At 61.5% G+C, this 16,485-nt stretch carries 15 protein-coding genes; 9 read left to right on the top strand and 6 right to left on the bottom strand.

The features are described 5' to 3' along the window. Positions 1 to 505 precede the first annotated feature (505 nt). Both OUZ45_RS12770 and OUZ45_RS12765 read left to right on the top strand, forming a co-directional pair. The gene (locus tag OUZ45_RS12770) at positions 506 to 961 is read left to right on the top strand and encodes a hypothetical protein (RefSeq protein WP_266170500.1); all 456 of its coding nucleotides are present in this window, start codon (positions 506 to 508) and stop codon (positions 959 to 961) included. Positions 962 to 1,427: 466 nt separating this feature from the next. Further along, entirely contained in the window at positions 1,428 to 1,877 is a 450-nt protein-coding gene (locus tag OUZ45_RS12765; protein ID WP_266170499.1) for a hypothetical protein, read from the top strand. 302 nt (positions 1,878 to 2,179) lie between these two features. Here the strand turns inward: OUZ45_RS12765 and OUZ45_RS12760 are convergent, their stop codons facing one another. After that, the gene (locus OUZ45_RS12760; protein ID WP_266170498.1) at positions 2,180 to 6,613 is read right to left on the bottom strand and encodes an autotransporter domain-containing protein; all 4,434 of its coding nucleotides are present in this window, start codon (positions 6,611 to 6,613) and stop codon (positions 2,180 to 2,182) included. A 169-nt stretch (positions 6,614 to 6,782) separates the two neighbouring features. Between OUZ45_RS12760 and OUZ45_RS12755 the strand changes: the two genes are divergently transcribed. Together OUZ45_RS12755 and OUZ45_RS12750 are read left to right on the top strand one after the other, a co-directional pair. Further along, positions 6,783 to 6,917: a hypothetical protein gene (locus OUZ45_RS12755; RefSeq protein WP_266170497.1), complete on the top strand. Its 135-nt coding sequence runs from the start codon at positions 6,783 to 6,785 to the stop codon at positions 6,915 to 6,917. Positions 6,918 to 7,162: 245 nt separating this feature from the next. After that, positions 7,163 to 7,675 carry a DUF1697 domain-containing protein gene (locus OUZ45_RS12750; RefSeq protein ID WP_266170496.1) on the top strand — a complete coding sequence of 171 codons (513 nt, stop codon included), beginning with the start codon at positions 7,163 to 7,165 and terminating at the stop codon, positions 7,673 to 7,675. Positions 7,676 to 7,702: 27 nt separating this feature from the next. Here OUZ45_RS12750 and OUZ45_RS12745 read toward each other — a convergent pair whose 3' ends face one another. After that, entirely contained in the window at positions 7,703 to 7,960 is a 258-nt protein-coding gene (locus tag OUZ45_RS12745; RefSeq protein ID WP_266170495.1) for a hypothetical protein, read from the bottom strand. Between the two features lie 341 nt (positions 7,961 to 8,301). Beyond that, a complete protein-coding gene (locus tag OUZ45_RS12740; protein ID WP_266170494.1) occupies positions 8,302 to 8,916 on the bottom strand; it encodes a TetR/AcrR family transcriptional regulator in 615 nt (204 codons plus the stop codon). Positions 8,917 to 9,016: 100 nt separating this feature from the next. Here OUZ45_RS12740 and OUZ45_RS12735 point away from each other — a divergent pair, with 100 nt between their 5' ends. Next, the gene (locus OUZ45_RS12735; RefSeq protein ID WP_266170493.1) at positions 9,017 to 10,114 is read left to right on the top strand and encodes an MBL fold metallo-hydrolase; all 1,098 of its coding nucleotides are present in this window, start codon (positions 9,017 to 9,019) and stop codon (positions 10,112 to 10,114) included. On the opposite strand, the gene OUZ45_RS12730 is transcribed toward OUZ45_RS12735, so the two are convergent. Continuing rightward, entirely contained in the window at positions 10,065 to 11,081 is a 1,017-nt protein-coding gene (locus OUZ45_RS12730; RefSeq protein ID WP_266170492.1) for a TraB/GumN family protein, read from the bottom strand. The genes OUZ45_RS12735 and OUZ45_RS12730 overlap by 50 nt on opposite strands. Before the next feature lie 86 nt (positions 11,082 to 11,167). Here OUZ45_RS12730 and OUZ45_RS12725 point away from each other — a divergent pair, with 86 nt between their 5' ends. From OUZ45_RS12725 to OUZ45_RS12710, 4 genes are all read left to right on the top strand, one after another. Further along, positions 11,168 to 11,641, top strand: a complete 474-nt coding sequence (locus tag OUZ45_RS12725) for a cupin domain-containing protein (protein ID WP_266170491.1) — start codon at positions 11,168 to 11,170, stop codon at positions 11,639 to 11,641. A 382-nt stretch (positions 11,642 to 12,023) separates the two neighbouring features. Next, positions 12,024 to 13,283 (top strand): sensor histidine kinase, encoded by a 1,260-nt coding sequence (locus OUZ45_RS12720; RefSeq protein WP_266170490.1) that lies wholly within the window; start codon positions 12,024 to 12,026, stop codon positions 13,281 to 13,283. Then, a complete protein-coding gene (locus tag OUZ45_RS12715) occupies positions 13,276 to 14,049 on the top strand; it encodes a LytR/AlgR family response regulator transcription factor (RefSeq protein WP_266170489.1) in 774 nt (257 codons plus the stop codon). Before OUZ45_RS12720 ends, OUZ45_RS12715 begins: the two co-directional genes overlap by 8 nt. A 111-nt stretch (positions 14,050 to 14,160) precedes the next feature. Continuing rightward, positions 14,161 to 14,553 carry a hypothetical protein gene (locus tag OUZ45_RS12710; RefSeq protein ID WP_266170488.1) on the top strand — a complete coding sequence of 131 codons (393 nt, stop codon included), beginning with the start codon at positions 14,161 to 14,163 and terminating at the stop codon, positions 14,551 to 14,553. Positions 14,554 to 14,662: 109 nt separating this feature from the next. Here the strand turns inward: OUZ45_RS12710 and OUZ45_RS12705 are convergent, their stop codons facing one another. Continuing rightward, positions 14,663 to 15,382, bottom strand: a complete 720-nt coding sequence (locus OUZ45_RS12705; RefSeq protein ID WP_266170487.1) for an aspartyl/asparaginyl beta-hydroxylase domain-containing protein — start codon at positions 15,380 to 15,382, stop codon at positions 14,663 to 14,665. A gap of 128 nt (positions 15,383 to 15,510) precedes the next feature. Then, entirely contained in the window at positions 15,511 to 16,455 is a 945-nt protein-coding gene (locus OUZ45_RS12700) for a GGDEF domain-containing protein (protein ID WP_266170486.1), read from the bottom strand. Between the last annotated feature and the right edge of the window lie 30 nt (positions 16,456 to 16,485).

The raw sequence follows: 16,485 nt of genomic DNA, 5'->3' as shown, positions 1-16,485 counted from the left end.
TTCAGCGGCGCCAAGATCGCGCCAGTCACCGTTCTGGCTGCAGGTCGCCTAGGCGGCCTGCGGTGGTCCAAACACTCATCGGTCATCGCGGAGTCCGTCCAGGTGCGCGCCATGCGTCGCACAGAGTCACGGGCTTCAAGGCCCACCCCTTCATGGCTCGGTCCGCGCGCGATCCTGCTGCAACACGGGTGCCGAGGGTCGCGACTATTCAGAATGCTGGTTCGAAGCCAAATAAGGGGTCAAGCCAAATAAGGGGTCAGAGCCATAAAATAAGGGGTCAGAGACATTTGTCAGCCAAATAAAATAAGGGGTTAGAGACATTTGTCTGTGTCGGAAAATGTCTCTGACCCCTTTTCTCTTTTCAATCGATAGGTAGCCAGGCCAGTGCGCAGCGTTACAACGTCATCAAGTATTACTCGGAGCGTGCCCCTGGTAAGGTCAACTACGCGATCTTGAACAACTACAACGAAGTTCTTACCCCTTATGCGATATCGCCGGCGAAGCCATGAGACTCCAAATTTTTGAATACCAGTGTGAGCCATCAGGTCATACTTTTCGTGTGCCCGAACTTCCCGTCGACGCGTACGGAGAGTTTCTTCTTCGCAGCGAAACGGGTGCTGAGATGGTGTACGTAAATGCGATTGCCGACCCCACTTACAAAGAGGTGGATGTGCTTTTGCAACGGCACCCAAGTTTGACTGGTGTGCCGGCTAACAGGCGTGCGGATATCTTGCGTCGAATCTACGGTACGGTTGCGTGTGATCCTGACTCTGAGGGACGGCCGTTTCATATTGGGCGGCATCCACAGTGCCCGGTGTGCTCATCGCCCAATATGAAGTCGTGGCAGGAAGTTCAGCCGGTAGAGTTTGTCGATCTTGATATTCCTGCCTCTACACACTTGTTGTGGGCGGCGCTGACCGAAGACCAAAAAGCGGATCGAGTTAATGGCGCTTTGTCATAGGTTGCGCATCGGTCGGCCGAGTGGACGTCCTCTGCTCCAGACAAAACGCCCGCCTTGCGCGGGCGTTTTGTCCAAAATAAGGGGTCAGAGGCTGAGGTATCCCCACGTTTCACATCGGTAAAACAAGCTCTTGGAGTAGATCGGCCTCTGGATATCGCAGCCGCCGGATGAGTTCTCGTGCGCTAGGGAACGGCCACGACCTGACAAGGGCTTCTCGCAGAAAATAAGGGGTCAGAGACATTTGTCTGTGTCGGAAAATGTCTCTGACCCCTTTCTCTGAAAATGTCTCTGACCCCTTTCTCTATTGGTCGCTTGCTCAGGCGAAGGGTGAGATGAGTCAAGCGTTCCTTGGTCGGATGCAGCAGGTCAACGGAAGCTGGATCGGCTCCTCAAATAGTGTAGATTTTAGGTTCTTCCCACCAACAAAGAACGTGCCACTTTGGCGCGGCTACCCATAGCAGACGCCATGAAACGATTGGTCGCTGAAGTAACAAAACTTCCTAGTGGATCTCTGCGTCCACAGTTTTACTTCGTGGATGAGAGCGGTATAAATCGTTCAGTGACGGAAACGCTACTCGATCTAGTATCCGAGTCCAGCGCCAAAGCACTGGCTGAACTCGAAGTGCTGATTGAGTCGTCGGAACGAGGTGGATATAAGCCTGAGAACCCTGATTTGCCAGATTGGAGCGTCAACGAGAAGTATGTTTGGCTTCGTCCTCCGATGGCGGGGCCTGGGTTCATTTGTATCTCTAACGAATACAGTGGCGAGTACTCGCACTCCGAAGGTCGGCCACAACTTTTCACCTACCGCCAGTTCCATGATGCCGTTCGCCATTGGCGGGGGTTTCTTGAGGCATTTAGGGAGCGAGGAGGCGAAAACCTTGTCGGTCAACCAATCGAAATGAACGTCGAGTAGTGTCAACAAAACGCCCGCCTGATGCGGGCGTTTTGTTGTTCCAAGCAATGCAGTTGGTGATGTTACGGAGAACGTTGGTGGCAATGGAGCACACAGTGCGTATCAATATGAGCTGCCAAAACCCGGGTCAGAGTGCAGTTCTGTCATGCGACTGCGGTGCTTCCCGACAGACATCCGATCCTTGTGGAGGCACGCTTTGCTTCCGTTTTCCAACACCAGCAACAGCAACAGCAACATCAGAGCAACAGAGCAACCTCAGGGACGGGGGTAGTTAACTACCCCCGTCCCCACGGAGCGACGCCTCAGAACCGCCAGGAAAGCCCTGCGTTGAACCGGTCGTCACGCAGGCGACTGTCGAGTACGCCCTGGTAGCTCACGTCGATCAATGTCGACTTGTTCAATGCGAGATGCAGGCCGGCCTGCGCGGTGATCCAGGACGAGGGCAGGGCGTTGCCGCGGACCAGGAAGCTTGTGCCGGGTGCGCTGGTGAACGACGCCTGGGCCGACGGTGCGCGATCGCCCCAGGCAAACACTTCGGCGAGACTGGCATAAGGTTCGATGGTCATGCTGCCCGTGGAGAACGACTTGCCGAGTTTCATGCCCAGTTCGCCCTGGTAGCGGGTCTGGTTGATGCCCGAGTAAGACAACGCCAGCGGACTGCTTCCCGATTCGGTGTACGACTCTTGCGAGGACTTGGCGCGCGTCACTTCGCCATACGGCGTTACGTACCAGTCATGCGCGAAGCGGAAGTTGAACCCCGAGTTCAGCCGGAACGCGGTGGACGAAAGCCCTGGCTTTGCGTTGACGTTCTGTACGCCGCCGGCACCGAGGTTGATGGTGCGGTCTGCATAGTTCGCGCCGTCGCTCTGGCTCAGCACGCCGCCGATGAACCACGGGCCGGCCTGGTAGTCGCCGTAGAGCGCCACCATTCCGTAATGCGAGCGCACCTTGGAGGACAGGTTCGGTACTTGAGTGGAGACTTCACTGTAACCGAGAGCGCCACCGATCTTTCCATGCTCGCCCAGCGAGATCTCCAGACCCGCCGCGATGCCGCCACCGGAGAAGTAGTTGGGGTTGAACTCGCCGCGCAGGCGGCTGCTGATGTTCATGCCTTCGGCCCACAAGCGGTGTTCGCCGATGTCCTTGCCGAGCGGGTGGCAACTGGTGACCTGCTCGTTGCGCGCATCGCGGCAGCCGGGTGCATCCAGCATCTGTGCGCCGATGGTGGACAGGAACCGGTCGGTGGCCAGGTCGACTGACCGGGCAGCCGCCACGCTGCTCTCGCCCGAGATCGCATCGAGGTTCCTTGGCATGCTGCCGGCGGCGACGTTGTTCAGCGCCGCGAGGAAGCTGGATGAGCCGCTGTACTGCAAGGTGTTCAACGCGTTGCCGACAGAGCGCTGATTGCTGTTGCCGGCAGTTGCCGTCCAGTTGATCGGCTGGATCATTTCGAGCATCACGCTGTTGGGCACCATGCTGTAACTGATGCGCTGCTGCGTCGATGCAGGTGCACCGCCAGTGGGAATCGCCTGGGAGACGCTCGATGCCGATACGGCCGTGCTGGTTGGCGTGCTCACCCAGCCGTTGCCCGCATTGACGAACTGACCGGTCAAGCTGCCCGCCTTGAGCAGGTTATAGAGGCGATAGAACTGCGGCGCTGCGCTGCCGGCCTGCGTCAGCGAGAGCATCATGCCGGTTATGTCGGCATTTCCGGTGATCGCCAGCTGCGTGTTCTGCCCGGTAGCCGGGTTGTAACTCACCTGCAGCGCCCCGCCGCCGGTGTTGTTCAACGCACCCACCGTCAGGGTTGTGCCGGTGGCGCTGCCCGGTTGCACGGTGCCGCCGAGCACATGCAGCGTGCCGCCCACCGAGCCGCTGCCCGCAAGCGTGCCGGCTGCCGCCAGCGAAAGATCGTTCTGCACCGAGCCGTTGAGCACCAGCGCGCCGCTGTTGACCGTGGTGCCGCCGCTGTAGGCAGCTGCGCCGTTGATCGTCAGCGTGCCGCTGCCGTATTTGATCAGCGGGCGATTGCCGGACAGGAGGGAGGCATCCGGGTTGGAGTCGTTGTTGGCCAGGCCGAACTGCAACACCTTCGCCTGCGCGAAGTTGCTGGTGACGTCATAGAGCATGAAGGCGCCACGGCCAAACGTGCCGATCGCCATGGCATCCAGCGCCGGCTGGTAGTCGATGACGGAGACTTGCGCATTGGGCAGGCCGGAGCCGAATCGGCGCCAGTTGCTCAACGCGCCATTGGCATCGCTGTCGGCCGCCACCAGCGGATTGCCCGCGTTGTCCGCCGAGTTCAAACCGCCCACGAGCAACGCGTTCACGCCATTGCTGTTGATGAAGCCCAGGGAGCCTGGTCGGATGAAGTTGGTTGGCAGATTGCGCGTAAGGTTGGTGCCCGTTGCGCCGCCGTCGGTGGTGCTCCACAGGAAGCCGATGCCCGGCGCATCCGGGGAGGCTGCAAAGAAGCGATTCTGGCTGCGTGGATCGAACAGCACCGCACCGGGCGCACGCATCGACACCGGGTAGGAGTACACCGGCTGCATGTTGATGGTATCGATCGAGGTGCCCGTGCTTACGAACAGGCGCGCCATTTGGCCGGTCTGCTGATTCGTGTAGAGGAAGGTACCCGCCAGCAAAGCGTATTTGTTGTCCTGCGTGCCGAAATCCAGTGACGAGACCAACGCGGTAGCGCCGCCGAAGTAGGATTGCAGGATCTTGTAGCAGCCGCCGACGCAGGCCGTGTCGCCGTTCGTATACGGCGTTGGCGCGGTGGTGAAGTCGTCCTGGGCCACCATCACGCCTGGATTCACACCAAGCACCATCAGGCTCTTGTCGACATTGTTGAGCTTGAAGCTGGGTACGAAGTTGACCGTATTGGCATCGATTTCGACATTGCCATATTGGTCAGTCGAAAACGCACCACCCGCATCCGGGGCGAAATAGATATCCGTGCTGGTCTTGTCGAGGAAGTTGCCTTTCGCGTCCGTCCTGAAGCGAGTGAATCCGCCCAGGTATTGGCTGGCCACATAGGTGTAGCTGGAACCTGGCGTGCTCTGCCCGTTGATGGCAGCCACCGTGCCGTCGCCGCCGCCCACCACGTTGTAGATCGAGCGGTTTTTGCCGCTCTGCATGGCTTCGCCATTGTCCTGTGCTGCCACGGCGATCAGGCCGCTGTTGGGATCGAGGCTCGCGCTGTAGATCTCCAGCGCCTGGCGCCCCCAGTTTAGGCCGCGCCAGTAGCCGCTCGTGCTGGAGGGGTTGGTGCGGTAGTAGACGCCGCCGTCCGTGCCCATCAGCAGATTGCCATTGCCATCGAACGCAAACGCGCGGCAGTCCGGATGTACCGTCGAGTGATCGGATGTGAAGTTGTCGGTCAGCGGGGCATAGGCGAGGCTGCCATCGGCATTCACCGTCACGCGCATCGCCGCTGCCGACCAACCGGGAGCACCGGTCGGCCCGGGAATGGCACCGACGCGATCACCCGCGAGATAGACCACGTTCGGGTTGTTCGGGTCGATAGCTACCACGGAGTGAATCGTGGCCTGCCCGCCCGGGTTGATGGAGAGGTTGGGGCTGGACTCGCCGTACTTGGCGAGTTGCGCACTCAAGGCAATCGCACGCACAGCATCGTCGCCCTGGTGGTCTGCCTGCATGTTCGAACCGGTGGACGGATTCGTCGACGGCCCGCTGCCATTGGACACGGTATTGGCGGCAAGGGCCGCGCTGAGATCGGTCCAGCTCTTGCCGTTATTCTGCGACAGGAAGGCATTGGTCATCTGGCCCGCGCCGGCATTGACGACGCCCACTAAAACCGAACCCCCCGGCCCCGCCGCCAGGCGCAACATGGTGTTGGTGCCGGTATTGATCGCGCCATTGGCATTGGCGGCGCTGAAAATCTGGGTCCAGGTCTTGCCGCTGTCGGTGCTGGTGTAGACGGCCGTGTTGCTGGTGCCAGTCACGCCCACGTAGAAGCGATTGGGATCCTTGGGATCGCCGACTAGCGCCGAGGTCGCTCCTGGCGGAAGGCCTGAGCTGCTGATCTGGTCGACCCTCGCAAAGCTCTTGCCGCCATCGGTGCTGCGGTAAAGGCCGCTGGTGGTGTTGGCTTTTTCTTCCTCGAACCCGGCGGCCATGATGACGCTGCCGCGCGCCACGACGTTCAAGAAACTGACGTCCGGCAAGGTTCCCTGGCCTAGGTTCGTCCAACTCGCGCCGCCGTTGGTCGAATAGAGCAGTCCCTTGTTGGTGATCCCGCCGCGGTTGGCGATATAGGGATCCGGTGCGCCCGAACTATCGTTGCCGATGCCGGCGATGACGGTCATGCCACTGGCGTCGGTGGTGTCGAAGCTGATGCCGCCCATTGACAGCGAAGCCTTGCCATCGATCATGGGCGTCCATGTCTTGCCGGCGTCGGTACTGCGGAAAATGCCGCCGTTAGGCGAGCCGACCAGCATGAGATTCGGATTGAACGGATTGACCGCAATGGTCTGGATCGCACCGGACTGCGTGCCGAAATTCGGCGGCACATTGGTGGGCTGCCCCGGTTGCGGCAAGTCGGCGCCATTCATGTTGCCATTGGGCCCCACTTCGACGCCCGGGCCGGCCGGCACGAAGTTCTGCGCGTGACTCGGCGAGGGGATGGCCAGGGCGATGGCGATCATCGCTGCCAGCAAGGTCGGCGCACTACCTGCGCGATGGTTCGACGGCGAACGCTCTTGATGCTTCATGCTTTCTTCCTGTGTCTTTATTCATGACAAGAAGGGGGCCCCTCCCAAGGCCTTATGGACGCGTGCCCCCCTTGCACGCGATCCGGCCAGTGCCGTGCTCTGCGAAGCCTGATGTCGGGTGCCGGCGCAGGCATGCCTGCCAGCCGGGCAACGACCGTCGCAGCCGCCCATGAACGAGCGTCTGACGAACGAGACGTTTGAAGTGCTTCAAATTGAAATTGAGGCCTTAAGGCGCACAAGAACGCCGGGCAACCTGATGGCGCGCGCGTATTGCGTCGCCCATTCGGGCGAAACGCACGCATGATTTCGAGTCAGCCCCCTTGCTGACTTCGCTCCCTTTGCGTGCCTCCTGCTGCAACGGGGACGTCATCTTCTCTTCGGTGTAACACCATCGCAACACGAAAAATTCCGAGTTGACTTTCACCTGACGGGATCAAAAGCGCGAGTGCGATCAGTTCGGCGGGGTGTGCGAGGAGCGAGCGCGCAGTCTTGTGGGACTGCACTTGCGGCGATACTTTCGCCCTCTGGAAAGATGATTGGGAGATGCGCATGACTGTCTATGTAGCGCTGTTGCGTGCGGTCAATGTCGGCGGCACGGGGAAGCTACCCATGGTGGAACTCAAGGCCATGTGTGAGGAGGTGGGCTTCGAGAACGTGCGCACGTATATCGCCAGCGGCAATGTGGTGTTTCGCAGCAAGAAATCGGCGAGCCAGCTCAAGGCCGCTCTCGAAGCGCGCTTGCAGGTCTACGCGGGCAAGCCCGTGGGTGTGTTGGTGCGTACGGCTGCCGAGATGGCGGAGGTCGGCAAGGCGAATCCGTTTCCCAAAGCACCGGGCAATCGCACCGTCGCCATTTTTCTCGATGACGCTCCGCCCGCCGACGCCTTGAAAACCATCTCCGGCCACAACGGCGAGGAGATCCGGCTTGGCAAGCGTGAGATCTACGTGTTCTATGGCGACGGCATGGCCGACTCCAAGCTCAAGATCGGCGTTGCGAAGAACGGCACCGCGCGCAATATGAATACGGTGGCGAAGTTGGCGGAGATGTCAGCGGCGCTTTGAGTGGCTGCTGGCGCGGCGTGGGTGCGCTCAGATCTGATCCGGCGGCGGCACCAGGTGATGTCTGGCCATGATGTTGTCCAGCTGTTCGCACACCCAGGCGTGATCGTCGGTGCCGATGTCTTCACCAGACTCATCGGCTGCGCCGGCATCTTCCACGGCTTCGGCGGCAAGGCTGTTGAAGTTGGGCCAGAAATCATTGGGATCGGGATACTCCGCGAGCAGCCGCGGAATCGCTGCATCCAGCTCGGCGAGCATCATCTCCAAGTCTTGGCGGGTCTTGGCCATGGTTGGGAGCCTACACCTGGTGAGTGTTTCGGGAGCGTCTATGAGGACAGGCTTTGAAACTCATCCCTTTCAAGGTGTTCGCCCCCTGCTTCCTCTCTCCTCTGGGGACCTGGTTCGCGTCGAATCTCAGCTGGCGCGATGTTCCCCTCCCCCTGCTCGCAGGGGAGGTCGGGAGGGGGTGAACGCTTGCGAAAACCTCTCCCGAAACGCTTTCTCAAGTACTCACCCCTCCCCAGCCCTCCCCTGTCCCACGGGACTAGCTTTGCGTCGCAAGCAGGGGAGGGAGCCCAGAGCTCGCGCAGCTGAGATTCGACGCTAACAGGTGGCTCTAAAACCCTTCGTCAGGCGTAGTAAGCCAGGAACATATCCACGGCCGATTCGGCCACCCGCTTTTGCTCCTTGGCGCTCAGCGGTGGCTGGCCCAAGGTGATCTGCGGCCAGAACGCGAAGCCTTTCACCATGCCCTGGAGCTGGTGCGAGGCGAAGACAGGGTCCTTGGCTTTTAGACGTCCATCCGCGGCGGCGGCGCGGACCCACACGGTCAACCCTTCTTCCCGTTCGCCCATGCGCGCGACCATGTCTCGCGCACGTTCGGTCGAATGGATGCCGGCAGCGATGGCGACGCGGGCCAGGGAGGCGAAGGCCTCGTCGTTGAGCAGGCGTAGTTTTTGCGCGAGCAGTTCCAGCAGTTGATCGCGCAATGGGCGATCGGCTCGATAGGAGAGTTCCTCGCCCGCGATGCTCGCCTCCCACAGCTGTCGCAGGATTTCGGCGAACAGCGTTTCCTTGCTGGGAAAGTGGTTGTAGACGGTGCGTTTGGAAGTGCCGGCCCGGGCGGCGATGCGGTCCATGCTGGTGGCTTCGTAGCCCGCCGCGCGGAACTCGTCGATGGCGGCCTCGATGATGGCCGCACGTTTGCGGTCGGTCAGGCGTTGGGGTTCGGATGGGCGCTGCATGCCAGGATTTTACACTGGTGGGTTTACTTTTGTGGAAAGCTGAAACTACACTGCGCGGTGTAGTTTGTGCCGTCTTCCCTGACATGCCCTCGAGGGCCCTATGAAAACCGTGATCGCTCAGCTGTCCACAGGGTTCCGTTCTCCCGTTGCCTCGTATCCGGCCTCGCCGCAGCACCATCACGGCCAGTTCCGCAATCCAGCGCCGCGCCCGGCCGATGGCCTGGGCAAGATGCTGCGCATCATGTGGAACGTTTTCTTCAACAAGCCTGCCGGCACCGTGCCGGCCACTCCGTTACCGGTGCAGTCGCTGAGCCGTGCGCAGTTGGATGCCGCACCGGATCGCAGCCTGTTTCGTCTTGGCCACTCGACATTGCTGCTGAAATTGCGCGGCGGTTATTGGCTGACCGACCCGGTATTCGCCGATCGCGCGTCGCCGTTCCAATGGATGGGCCCCAAGCGCTTTCACGCGCCGCCGATTTCATTGGAGGAGTTGCCACCGATGCGTGGCGTGATCCTGTCGCACGATCACTACGATCATCTCGACCGCGCCACTGTCTTGCGTTTAGCCGCTACGACCGAGGTGTTCTTGACGCCGCTGGGTGTGGGCGATCGCCTGATCGACTGGGGTGTGGACGCCGCCAAAGTGCGCCAGTTCGATTGGTGGCAGGGCATCGACGTCGACGGTCTGCGGCTGACGGCAACCCCGGCGCAACATTTCTCCGGGCGCGGCCTGTTCGATGGCAACCGGACGCTGTGGGCGTCATGGGTGATCGTCGATGACGATCTGCGATTGTTCTTCAGTGGCGATACTGGTTACTTCGATGGCTTCAAGACCATCGGCGAGCGCTTGGGGCCGTTCGATGTCACCTTGCTGGAAACCGGTGCTTACGATTCGCAATGGCCCTATGTGCATATGCAACCGGTGCAGACGGTGCAGGCGCATCAGGATCTTCGTGGCCGTTGGCTGATGCCGATTCATAACGGCACCTTCGATCTGGCGATGCATCGCTGGCAGGAGCCGTTCGAGCAGGTGACGGCGTTGGCAGCCGAGCGCGGCATTACATTGTCGACGCCGCGGATGGGCGAACGGCTCGACCTCAACGCGCCTCGCACCGGCGAACGCTGGTGGCGCACGTTCGAGAGGGAGGCTACAGCTCCTGCTCTTCCGGCGACTGCACGCTATAGCCTTCGGCCTTGAGTTTGGCCACGAAGCCGTCGGGCGAAAGCACCTGCGACATCGGCAGCACGGCGAACGTTTGTGTGTTGCGCGCGAGTGCGGATCGGGCGGCGGCCAGCCAGGTGACCTCGATGCGTTCGGGCAGGTTTTCGAGACCTAGTTGCTGCGCGAAGTCGGCATTGGCCACGCTCACCAGGCAGCCGTCGTAGCGTCCCTCCGGCGATAGGTCGCGCAGGGTCGTTATGTCGCCCGTCGCCCAGGCGTTGGCGCGCGTGGTGAGCGCGGCCATGTCGTGCTCGATGATGCCCATGGTCTGATCGAGGCAACCCAGATCGCGCTGGTTGATCTGCTTGAGCGTTTCCGCCGCGTCGGTAGAAGCGCCGACCATCAGCTGATACTTGACCGGCGTTCTTTTGACGTCGTGCTTGCGGGCCAGCTTCATCACGGTATCGGTGACGTCGGTCGCATCGGTGAGGGCAGCGACGTTCAGCGCCTTGTCGTACAGCGTCATCGCCACCAGGATCGGCCGCCGGCGTTCGATACCGCTGTCGTCGCCGATGTACTGAAGCTTGAGCGCCTGCCAGCGTGCAAACATCTCCGGCGTCAGTATCTGCTGCAGGTGGGCGCCATCGGGATTCCTGCTCGCGCTGTACGTGGAAGGCTGCAGTGCCAGCTTGTTGAAGAGGCCCTCGTACATCTTCAGCTCGGCCGAGGGCGGTTCGAGCAGTTCCTGCGATTGCGCAATCGCCTGCTCGACCTGGGTCGAACGCCACTTCATGTGCTTGGGCAAGGGCGCCAGCGTACCGAGCACCCACATCACATGGCCGCCCTTGCTCACCTTCCACAGCCCCGGTCCAGGCTGTATGCCGATGACCGTGACGGTTTGCAGACGAACGGCATCGGCGGGTTTCGCGCCTCCGGCGGATTGCGCCCAAGTGGGCATGGCCAATAGCAGGGCACAAAGACAGGTGGCCAACTTTCCGTGCATGCGTTGCTCCACGTACGAATCGTGATTGTTGCGCTACGACCGGCGCAGGATACTCGATGCTCCATGACATATCTGAGGACGGCACGATGAACCAGCCACGCGAGCTCTTGAAGGCCGCCGTCATCGACGCCATGGACGCGGAACGTTCGGTTCACACGCTCAACCCGAATGCGGTTCGTCTCAAGAAAGCCCTGAGCGATGCCACAGGCATCACGCAGTTTGGCTTTCTCATGGTGACGCTTATGCCGGGTCATGACGCCGCGGAGTATCACCGGCATCTTTATGAGGAAGAGTGTGTCTACGTGCTTTCCGGTGATGGCGAGGCGGTCATCGATGAGCAGCACTACAACATCGCCGCCGGCGATTTCCTCGGTTTCGCCAGGGGCGGCCCGGCGCATACGGTGACCAACACCGGTGATGAGCCGCTGGTGCTGCTGGTGGCCGGGCAGCGGTTGGAGCAAGACGTCTGCGACTACCCGCGTTTGAACAAGCGGCTGTATATCAATGGCAAGGTGGAAGAGCTGGTGGATAGGGGGCATATCCAGCAGGGGGCGGTTTGAGGTTGCCTGGCCGGTCTTTGTTGATGACAAGCAAAGGCGATTTAGTGAAGTTTTTGGCTTGCAAGGTGGTCGCAAGGGCTTACCCCCTCCCAACCTCCCCTGTCCCACGGGACTAGCTTCGCGTCGCAAGCAAGGGAGGGAGCACGGTGTCGCGAGCATTAGCTCCTCCCCTTGCTTGCAGGGGGAGGCTGGGAGGGGGTGAGCCCTTGCGACACCCTCTCCCCCTATGAGCTTTTCAGCACACGGTGTGGCATCCCAACCTCTTTCACCCCCTGCCTAGCCCGTTCCGTCGCGCCAGCACCGGCTTGGTCGCATCGCCAGCCTATGGCGTCGTGCCCGCGGCTATTCTCCCCACCCATCAAAGCCGCACACAGGGATCGCCGTGATTGCCAGCTTCTTCTTCGTGATACGTCTGGCGTTGGCCTGGTCCCTCGCCTTCATGCTCGCCGTGGTGCTATGGAACATAGCGCACAATGGCAACTATCTAGGGCCCGTCTGGCCGTTCTTCGTGGTGGCGTATGCCATGCTCGGCATGGTAATCACTGGTGCGTTTTCCCACGTGCGCCGGGTCCGGCTGATCGCCGGACGTGTGGATAGCAGCGCACTCGCCAACCGGCAGCGGCGTCAGGTGGAGATTCCGTTTGAAGCGGGCGAAGCCTTCGACTTGCTGGATGCCGCCATTCGCGAACTGCCGCGCACCGAAGCAATCGAAAGTGCCAGGGACAGCCTGCAGATTCGCGCCAAGGTGAGGCGTCTCGACCCCTACGGCAACAAGTTGCCGACGCGTTTTAGCGTATTCGACTGGTTCGGCCGCAAAGACAACCAGATCCTGGCGACGGTGACGCCAGGTGACGGCACCGGCAGCGTTACGCTGATCTGCGAGCCGGGCAATGGTGCATGGAGCGACTGGTTCCGTGTGGACGATGGCACTAATCTGGAAAACGCAGATGCAATCACCCGTGCCATCACACGTCGCATCGCCGAGCGCCGCCGCGGCGAACAGGCTGCCGTCACGCAGACGGAGACCGAGAAAGAGCTGACCGTGGCCCGGCTGAATTTGTTGCATGCGCAGGTAGAACCGCACTTCCTCTACAACACACTGGCCAGCGCGCAGTACCTGACGCGTACCGACCCCGCACGGGCCGACGAGATGCTTGGTCACCTCATCGCCTATCTGCGCCATTCGCTGCCGCGCACCGATGAGGCATTGTCTACGTTGGGCGCGGAGCTGGAACGCTCGCACGCCTATCTGGAAATTCTGCGCATTCGCATGGGCGATCGCCTCAAAGTGCAGATCGATGTCGCCACTGAGCTGCACGTCACGCCAATGCCGCCGATGATGCTGCAAACCCTGGTGGAGAACGCGGTAAAGCACGGTCTGGAACCCAAGCCTGGTGGCGGCACCATCTGGTTGCTGGGTCGCGGAGGCGAGGGCAAGGTGTCAGTCACTGTGGCGGACGATGGCCGCGGCTTCAGCGACGCCAGCAGCGGTACCGGCATCGGCTTGAAGAACGTACGCGAACGTCTGCGCCTGGTCTATGGCGCGGCGGCTTCGCTGACTATCGTTGCGAACTTCCCCAGCGGCGTGGCCGCAACGCTTACGGTGCCGGCATTGTCGGGCAAGGATGGTCGCCATGGCTAAGTGCGTGATTGCCGAAGACGAGGCCCTGCTACGCCAGGCGCTGCTGGAACTGCTGGCGAAGGCATGGCCGGAACTGGATGTCGTTGCAGCGTGCGAGGATGGCGCCAGTGCGCTGGAGGCGATAGCCGAGCATCGGCCTGAAGTGGCTTTCCTGGACATCCGCATGCCAGGTCTGACCGGGCTGGAAGTCGCGACGGCAAGCATGGAAATCAGTCCAGCCACTCAGATCGTATTCGTCACGGCCTACGACCATTACGCCGTCGATGCCTTCGAGCGCGGCGCTATCGATTACCTGCTCAAGCCCATTGCACCAGAACGCCTGGCGGCCACTGTGCAGCGCGTGAAGTCGCGAACAGGGCAGGGCGGTGGCATCGATGCGGATGCGTTGGCGACACTGATGCGTCAGCTCGGCACCCGGCTCTTGCCCGCGGGTGCGCAGACGCCGCTCACCTGGATCACGGCCAGCAGCGGTCGCGAGACACAGCTGATTCTGATCGACGACGTGGTGTATTTCCGCGCCGACAACAAATACACCACGGTGATGACGGCATCGGGCGAAGCGCTGTTGCGCAAGCCCATCCGTGAACTGCTAGATGTGCTCGATCCGATGACGTTCAAGCAGATCCATCGCTCCACCATCGTCAACCTGAAAGCCGTCGCGTCGATCGTTCGCGACGACAGCGGCAAGGGCACCATCAGGCTGCGAAACCGCCCGGAGACGCTGACGGTGAGTCAGCCGTTCATGACGTTGTTTCGCACGATGTGATCTCAAGCAGAAGGACGTGCACGCAAGGCGTCGTCCTTCCCCCCCATCCTTCCCGCGATGCGGAAGGAACAACGCAAAACGAACCGGTCAGACATCGATCTGAGGTGAACCATGCGCAGCGTTCTCGCTTTCATCTATTACCTTCTCGCCCTGGTGGGTTGCACGGGCGGCAGCACCACCGAGATACGCAGCAGCGCGGACGGCCGCGACGTGGTCCATGGCCGCGTGCATGTGCAGGCAGGCCTGGCCACCTTCGAATGTCTGGGCAGCGCGAGCGGCCAATGCCATTTCGTGCTGTTTCCCGCCGAGTGCGGGGTGGTCGCTGCGGTTGGCAAGCGGTGCCAGGCACCGTCGTTCAAGCATCTCGCATTGGCCGTGGGCACGAGTCAGGAGCTCGGCGACTTGCCGGCGGAGTTCAAGACTTGCGTCGTTGAGCAGGGTGGCGATGTGGCGCCGGATTGCCTGGTAAATGGAGCGCGGCGCTCCTTTGGCATGGCGCCTTAGAGCCTGTTCAAAATCTCTGGTTCTGTATTGAACTGCTCGCCCGCTGCGTAAGCGGCCAGGTCAAGAAAGCGCATCGATTGTCACGCGCAGGGTGCGCTCCTGCCATGGGTTACGTAGGTTCTTCGTGGCCTCTCGGCCGTTGAACCATCGCTGGCAAGCGCCAGCGCGCCACCGTGCCAATGCCCGCTATCAGTGCCCGGGATAGCAGAGCCATGTCGAGCGGCATGCCGCGCCGCCGGACATCGAGCAGCAGGGCGATGCGCCATTGGTCGCTGTCGTTCCAGACCTCGTGTGGATAAGTGTCGTCCCACAGCAGCGCCTGACCATTGCCGATCCGATGTTCGTCGTCGGCCAGCCAGAGGACGGCGGCGGGGCGGCCGTCTGCCTGGAGCGGCACGGATAGGCCGAGCTGAAAGCGCAGCACGCCCTTGAAGGGGCCTCGATGCCGAGGGACTCGCTTGTGCGGCGCGAGGAACGAGAGTGCGGCAGAGAGCACGTCCGGGGAGGACGCGATCAGCTCGGCCAAGCGAGGGCATGCGGCCAGGTTCGGCGTGACGTCGTTGCCATAGACCTTCAGCAGGAACATCCGCCAATCATGTTCGTCGTTGGCGGAGATCGCCGCCTGCTCGGCCATCAGTTCATGGAAGCGCGGCACGGCCTGCAGGCGGTCCATCAAAGCGACGGCTTCGTCGCGCAGCGCTGGCCAGGCATCGACAAAGCGGCGGGCGTCGGGAAACCGTACAGCGGCGTCGAGCACCGGCGGGGTGGCGACACGCGCATCGTAGAGTGCGCGCAGGGCTTGGGACGATAGGTCGTACAGGCGGCTCATGATGGTGAAGGCTACGGTTTATATATCCATGGCATACACGCTTGTCCGTGATTGCGCCGTAATGGCCTGTTCAAAGTCGCCGCACGGGCTACGCGGGGCCTTTGGACGGGCTCTAGGGATGTCGGCCTTCATCGAAAACTGGTGACGATGCCATTCCGTCCCTGCTGCTTGGCCTGATAGAGCCGCCTGTCCGCGCGCTCGATAAAGGGCTGCAGTTCATCCTCCGGCGAGGGGATCATGGTGCATACGCCAAGGCTGGCGGTGAGCGTGGTGCCGATGCCGGATCGCTCGTGAGGGATATGCGCCTGCGCGATCAGGTCGCGGCAGCGCACCGCGATATCGAGGGCGGTACGTTCGTCGGTTGCGGGCAGCACCAGTACAAATTCCTCACCGCCGAAGCGCGCCAGGAAATCGCGCGGTCGCGACGTGATCGTGCCGAGCATGCGGGCTACCTGCTTCAGGCAGTGGTCCCCTTGGAGGTGCCCGTAGTGGTCGTTGTATTGCTTGAAATAATCGATGTCGAGCATGACCAGCGATAGCGGCTGCCCGGTCTGTTGCGCATCGCGCCATTCGCGTTCCACCACGGTGTCGAACCGGCGCCGGTTGGCGACGCCGGTCAAGCCGTCCTTGAACGACAGCTCTTCCAGTTCGCGTTGCAGGCTGAGCAGCTTTTCTTCGGTGCGCTTGCGCTCGCTGATGTCGAACATGAAGCCGATCAGCGACTCGACCGAGCCATCCTGGTTGCGGACGACGTGCACGACGTCGCGGATCCAGATGTACTCGCCGTTCTTGTGCTGCGCGCGATAGTCGGCTTCATGATCGACGCCGGCTTTGGATTGCGCGATACAAAAATCCACGGCCCACGCGCGGTCATCTGGATGCATGCGGTCGGCCCAGTCCTGCACGGTCACCCAACTCGCGGGATGCCAGCCGAGCAGGTTCTCGATCTGGGGGCCGATGTAGGCGAACTGCGCGGTCTGCCAGTCGATCTTCCAGGGGATGGCGTTGGTTGATTCCAGCAGCGTTCGATAGACGGCGCTTTCGGTGTCGCTTGGTTTCTCGGTAGCGAGCATCGTTTTCAATCTCCCATGCGGGTCGAGCGG

The organism is Dyella subtropica (genome assembly GCF_026283965.1).
GTDB classification, from domain to species: domain Bacteria; phylum Pseudomonadota; class Gammaproteobacteria; order Xanthomonadales; family Rhodanobacteraceae; genus Dyella_D; species Dyella_D subtropica.
This window is presented reverse-complemented; position numbering and strand designations above follow the sequence as displayed.